The following is a 6,098-nucleotide window of genomic DNA, read 5'->3' as shown; positions in this document are numbered from 1 at the left end:
CAACCCCGGCCCGCGGTGGCGCCGTGTCCGGGACCGACCGGCGAACGCGCCCAATGGTGGTGGTATGACCCCTACCAACCCCCACCACCACCAACAAACAACTGAGCTCGGTTACGCTCAAATACCTTGGGGCATAAGGAAGTTCGCTCGCACCACCCGGCTGCCTACCAACACCCGCGGTAACGGTGCGCACCAATTTGAGCCAAGCCGGGTGACCAAGCTGAGATTTTCGGCGCGGCTTTTCGCAGTGTGGCTACGTCCGCGGCGATTGACGTGAGCGCGCTCAGCCCTTGGCTGCCGACCGGCCCGCGCGGCGGCCGTAGAAGCTGCCGTCACCCAGCGAGATGCCGCTGGCGTAACCCCACGCGGCCACTCCGGCGGTGGAACGGCCCGCGGCGAAGAGGCCCGGGATGGGCTCACCGCTGACGTGCAGCACCTCGGCGTCCAGCGTGGTGGCCAGGCCGCCCAGGGTGAAGCCGCCGGTGCTCTCCCGCAAGTCGATGGCGCCCACCGGGGAACCTATGGGCCGGACCCACTCAGCCTTTTTGTGCAGGAGCGGATCCTCGTCCCGCGCGGCGCCGTCGTTGTAGGCGGCCACGGTCGCCTGCAGCGAACCGGGCGCCAGCCCCATGTCCCGTTCCAGTTCGGCCACGGTGTCGGCCACCCAAGTCGCCTGCCGCAGCATGAACTTGGGCGACCAGGATGCCATCGCCTCTTGCTGCGCATCGTCGTCGATGATCAGGTAGGCGGTGTTCTCCTGCTGGTACAGCGTGAGCTGCCCGACCCGGCCCGGGTAGGTGTCCTCCGCGACGTAGCGCTGACCGCGGGCGTTGACCAGGACGCCGCGGACCAGTTGCTGCGGGTCGATGAAGATGGCGACCTCGGTGGCGTCCATGTGGGCCAGATCGGCCCCCAATGCCTGCGCCATCCGGATGCCCTGCCCGTCGTGCTGCTCGATCGATGCAGCCGGGCGCCCGGCGATCCGCGGTGCGTAGCGCGCCACCATCGCGTCGTTGTAGGCGAAGCTGCCCGTGGCCAGCACGAGCCCGGTGCGCGCCCGAACCGTCAGCTCACTGCCGTACTGGCGGGCGTGGATCCCGACCACCCTGCCGTCGGATTCGACGATCAGCCGCTGGACCCGCACGTCGTACATCGCCCGCGCGCCCGCTGCCGTGGCCGCCTCGACGAGCGGTTTCATCAGCATGTAACCCGCGCTCGCCTCGCCCTGCTTCTTGTTCGACATCTGCGGGACGTGGCCGCGAGGGGCGGGGGAGGCGATGGTGGTGAACGGGAAGGAGTTTTCGCCTCCGCTGTACATCAGGCCCTGGTCGCCCATCGGTTCCCAGCCCGGCTCGGAAAAGAATTCCGCCTTGAACGGCACCCCGCAGCCGACCAGCCAGTCGAAGTGGGCGACGCTGCCCGCGCAGTAGTCGGCGACCCTGTTCTCGTCGGCGCCGGGGCCCATCGCGACGTTGAGAAAGGCCGCCATGTTGTCAACGGAATCGGTGAAGCCGCAAGCCTTTTGCAGCGCGGTGCCGCCGCCGAGGTAGATGAATCCGCCGGCCATCGCAGCCGCGCCGCCCCACGACCCGGTGCGTTCCAGGACCAACACGTCCGCACCGGTTCGGGCGGCTTCGACGGCCGCGGCGGCGCCGGCGACCCCGTAGCCGGCGATGACAACGTCGGCCTCCTGATCCCACGACGCGATCGAGGATGCCGGAATCGGTGTGACGTCCGCCTCGGACATCACGGTCGCATCGCCGCGGGCAGGTCACCGACCCATTGGTGGCCCCAGTAACTGTCGGCGGTGATTTCCTCTGCGGTGTAATAGGTTTCGTCGACGCGCATGCCGTCGGTGCCGAATTCGATGTCCCAGTCACCCGGTGCGCGGACGTAGAACGACACCATCTTGTCGTTCGTGTGACGCCCGAGGGTGGACGACAACTGGACGCCCTCGGCGTTGATCCGGTCCAGCGCCTGACCAACCGCGTCGAGGGTGTCGACCTCCACCATGATGTGCACCACCCTCGGGTCACGCAGATGCGCGGCCGGGACGATCGCCAAACTGTGGTGGCGCTCGTTGATTCCGAGGAACCGCACCCGCACCGGACCGAACTCTTTCGGCATCGGCACCCGGAACGCGCCGCGGGAGCGGAAACCCAGCACCTCGGTGTAGAAATCGAAGAGCCCGTTGGGATCGGTGGCCGGCACCACGACGTGGCCAAGACCCTGATCGCCCGTGACGAACCTCGCGCCGAACGGCGTGACCACCGGGCTGTGGTCAAGCGCGGAACCGTGGAACACCTCGAGCGTGTGGCCCGCCGGATCCTCGAACGTGATCGCCTCTTCGACGCGACGGGCATCAGCCTCGTCGGCGGACAGCGGCTTGAACGGGAGCCCGGCGCCGTCGAGCGTGGCCTTGACCCGTTGCAGGGCCGCGTGATCGCGCACCTCCCAGCCGATGGTGAGCACCCGATCCGTGTCACCCGGAACGACGACGATTCGGGCCGCGCGCTCGTCCATCCGCAAATACAGCGCCGACGGGTCGGCGCCAGTGCCCTCGGCGAACCCGAGCACATTGAATGCGAAATGCCGCCAGCGGTCGATCTCCGCGGTCGAAATGGTGATATAGCCAAGGCTTTTCAGCTCACCCACTGCTACTCCTCGCTAAATCAAAGCTCGCAAGGGGCCTTGGGGAGGGTCGATGCCGAGCGAACTCAGCGCCGACGCGTGATAGACGGTGCCGGGGACGTGGATGGCATGCAGGTGCCCGACGTGTACGTCACGCCAGTACCGCTGCAGGGGCTTGTCCATCCGCGCCGCGTTGCCACCCGAGCGAGCGAAGATTTCGTCGACCGCCGACACCGCGCGCCAAACGGCTCGAACCTGGGTGCGACGACCCGCTGCGCGGTCGGCGAAGGACACCTCCTTGCCGGCGGCGACCATGTCGTAGATGCGGTCGGCATTGGCCAGCAGCTCCTGGCGGGCGGCGTTGATGTCGGCCGCTGCCTCTCCGATGGCGTGCATGACGTAGGGGTCGTCCTTGATCGCGGTTCCGGTGGCCCCGACGCGCTCGCGCTGGTAGTCCAGGTGCGCGGCCAGCGCTCCCTCGGCGATGCCGATGGTAGCCGCGGAGATGCCTAGCGGGAACATCGTCGACCACGGCATCAGATACAGCGGCTCTGTCATGCCGGCCTCGCGCTGGGCGGTGCCGTCCATCACCTTCGTCGCGTCCATGGTGCGGTAGGCCGGGACGAACGCATCTTTGACGATCACGTCCTTGGAGCCGGTTCCGCGCAGCCCCACCACATTCCAGGAGTCCTCGACGATCTCGTAGTCCTTGCGGGGCAGGATCATGTGCAGCATCCGCGGCGGCATCAACGGGACACCCTGCTCGTCGCCGAGCATGGCACCCAGGATGATCCAGTCGCAATGGTCGGTACCGGAGCTGAACTGCCAGCGGCCGTTGAAGAGGTAGCCGCCGGCCCCTCCGTCGATGGGCTTGGCGACGCCCTGCGGCGCGTACGGGGAGGCCATCCACGTGTCGACGTCGTCGGCCCAGACCTCGGCGGCCACCCTAGGATCGGCATAAGCCAGCTGGTAGGGGTGCACACCGACCACGCCGACGATCCAGCCGGCGGCCGGGTCGAGCGCCGCGGTTGCCATTACCGTCTCGGCGAACTCGCGGGGGTGGACCTCGAACCCTTGGTATTGCTTGGTCTGCAGCAGCCGGATCACGCCGGCCCCCTTCATGAGCTTGACGGTGTCGTCGGTGAGCCGGCCGAACCTTTCGGCTTCGGCGGCCTGATCGCGCAACTGGTCGGCCATGGCCATGACCTGGTCGAGTACCCGCTCGCTCATGATGTCGTCCTTACGTGTGGGGGGCGTACTAATGGTCTACCGCAGTTGGTGTCCGACCCAAAGGCTTTCCCGGTGAGCGGACGCAGCCGCCCTCGAAATTCGACTCGACGCCGGCCCACGTCCGGTGGCTACGCAGGCCCGACATTACGATCCCTTGATCAGTGAGAATCCCTTGTACCCGGCCTCGGCGACCTGGTTGCAGATGTCCACATAGACGCCGAACCCGCCGATGAAAAGCATGAAAACACGCGGCTTCCCGGGAACGTTAGCGCCCAGGTACCACGAGTTGGCCTTGGTGAACAAGGTGGCCTCGGCCCGGCGGGCACACTCGGCGACCCACTCGTCCACGGCGTCTGGCGTCGCCTCGATCGCGGTGTAGCCGTGGGCATCGAGGTAGGCGACGCAGTCGGAGATCCAATTCACGTGCGCCTCGGCGTGCAGCACCATGTTGGCCAACACGGCGGGGGCCCCGGGCCCGCACACCACGAACAGGTTGGGGAACCCGTCGACACCCAACCCCAGATAGGTGCGCGGCCCCTCACTCCAGTAGTCGCGTAGCCGCCTGCCGTCCCGGCCGACGATCTCGATCTTGGCCAGCGCGCCTGTCATCGCGTCGAATCCGGTCGCGAGCACGATCATGTCCAGGTCGTAGTGGGCCTCGCTTGTGTTGATCCCGCTGGCGTCGACCGAGACGATCGGTGTGTCCCGCACACTGATCAACTCTACGTTCGGCCGGTTGAAAGTTTGAAAGTAGTTGGTGTCGGTGCAGATTCGCTTGGTGCCGATCGGGTGGTCGGTGGGGATCAGGAGCTCGGCCACCTCCGGGTCGTCGATGACCGCCCGTACCTTCTCCTCGTAGAACTTGCGGGCCTCCTGATTGGCGGTCGGGTCGATCATCTGGTCCGAGAAGGTCTTGGAGAACAGCACACCGCCCAGATCCCAGCGCTTCTCGAACGCCTCGCGTCGTTCTTCGGGAGTGGCCTCCATCGTCAGCTTGGGATGAGCGACGTGGGGTGAGCCGCCCGAGCTGCGCCACGACGCCCGCCGCCGCTGCGCGTAATTGGCTTTCACCTCGGCACGGTCGGAGTCGGTGAGCGGGCGATTGCCCGCGGGCACACTGTAATTGGGGGTCCGCTGGAAGACATAAAGCTGTGCTGCGTCTTCGGCGATGATCGGGATCGACTGGATGCCGGAGGAGCCGGTGCCGATGACCGCAACCCGCTTGCCCCTGAAGTCCACCGGGCCATGCGGCCATGCGGCGGTGTGGTATACCTCGCCGGCGAAGGTATCCAGGCCCGGGAAGGACGGGGTCATCGCCGCCGACAATGGACCCGTCGCCATCAGGCAGAACCGGGCAGTGACACGCTCGCCCATATCGGTGGTCAGCGTCCAACGCAAACTTCGCTCGTCGAGTACCGCAGACATCACCCGGGTGTTCAGCGCGATGTCCCGGCGCAGATCAAGCCGGTCGGCGACCCAGTTGATGTACGCCAGGATCTCTGCTTGCGTGGCGTACTTCTCCGACCAGTCCCATTCCTGCTGCAGCTCCTCGGAAAACGAGTAGCAGTAGTCCACGCTTTCGACGTCGCATCGGGCGCCGGGGTAGCGGTTGAAGTACCACGTGCCGCCGATGTCGGGCCCGCTGTCGAGCACCCGGACCGTCAACCCGTGGGAGCGCAGCTTGTGCAGCGCATACAGACCCGCGAAGCCTGCACCGACGACCGCGACGTCCACCGCGTGGGACGCCTGCCGATCATCGCCACTGTTCACGAATGCCCACGGTAGGTGCTCGACGGCCCGCAGCGGCGCGAAATCCCGGTGACCGGACGCCGGGGTGGCCGCCTCCCAACCATCGGAAACACAGCGGTGGGCCAGCCGATCCCCCGGCGAGAATCGCCGCATGCCGGAAGGACGACGCGAGGCCGCCGTGCGCACCGACGCGCAGGCCGCCGCCGTCGAAGTGGCCTTGGACGGTGAGGTTCATCGGCTGCGCTGGCCGCGCGACAAATCGCTCGTCGACACGTTGCTTGACGCGGGAATCGACGTGCCGCACTCGTGCCGTGAGGGCCGTTGCGGTTCCTGCGTGGCGACCCTTGTCGCGGGCGAGGTCGACATGGCCAGTTGCGAGCTACTCGGACCCCAAGACCGCGCCGAAGGTTTGATCCTGGGTTGCCAGTCCCGCCCGGTCAGCGACACTGTCCTGGTCGAGTTCTAGTGCAGCTGAGTCCGGCTGTCGA

Annotated in this window: 6 protein-coding genes; 2 read left to right on the top strand and 4 right to left on the bottom strand. The window is 67.0% G+C overall.

Annotation, left to right across the window (positions count from 1 at the left end; genetic code table 11):
- Positions 1–105: hypothetical protein (locus A5764_RS30115; RefSeq protein ID WP_369807334.1), on the top strand; the 105-nt coding region annotated here is incomplete at its 5' end.
- A 178-nt stretch (positions 106–283) separates the two neighbouring features.
- On the opposite strand, the gene A5764_RS16940 is transcribed toward A5764_RS30115, so the two are convergent.
- From A5764_RS16940 to A5764_RS16925, 4 genes are all read right to left on the bottom strand, one after another.
- Positions 284–1,747: an FAD-dependent oxidoreductase gene (locus A5764_RS16940; RefSeq protein ID WP_067114662.1), complete on the bottom strand. Its 1,464-nt coding sequence runs from the start codon at positions 1,745–1,747 to the stop codon at positions 284–286.
- Complete coding sequence (bphC, locus tag A5764_RS16935; RefSeq protein WP_067114661.1) at positions 1,747–2,655, bottom strand: biphenyl-2,3-diol 1,2-dioxygenase; 909 nt, start codon at positions 2,653–2,655, stop codon at positions 1,747–1,749. The genes A5764_RS16940 and bphC overlap by 1 nt, the downstream gene beginning before the upstream one ends.
- Before the next feature lie 12 nt (positions 2,656–2,667).
- The gene (locus tag A5764_RS16930) at positions 2,668–3,861 is read right to left on the bottom strand and encodes an acyl-CoA dehydrogenase family protein (protein WP_067114660.1); all 1,194 of its coding nucleotides are present in this window, start codon (positions 3,859–3,861) and stop codon (positions 2,668–2,670) included.
- A 144-nt stretch (positions 3,862–4,005) separates the two neighbouring features.
- The gene (locus tag A5764_RS16925; protein ID WP_067114671.1) at positions 4,006–5,631 is read right to left on the bottom strand and encodes an NAD(P)/FAD-dependent oxidoreductase; all 1,626 of its coding nucleotides are present in this window, start codon (positions 5,629–5,631) and stop codon (positions 4,006–4,008) included.
- Positions 5,632–5,761: 130 nt separating this feature from the next.
- Between A5764_RS16925 and A5764_RS16920 the strand changes: the two genes are divergently transcribed.
- Entirely contained in the window at positions 5,762–6,076 is a 315-nt protein-coding gene (locus A5764_RS16920; protein ID WP_067114659.1) for a 2Fe-2S iron-sulfur cluster binding domain-containing protein, read from the top strand.
- Positions 6,077–6,098: the final 22 nt, after the last annotated feature.

The organism is Mycobacterium sp. 852002-51057_SCH5723018, assembly GCF_001667035.1.
Lineage (GTDB): Bacteria > Actinomycetota > Actinomycetes > Mycobacteriales > Mycobacteriaceae > Mycobacterium.
This window is presented reverse-complemented; position numbering and strand designations above follow the sequence as displayed.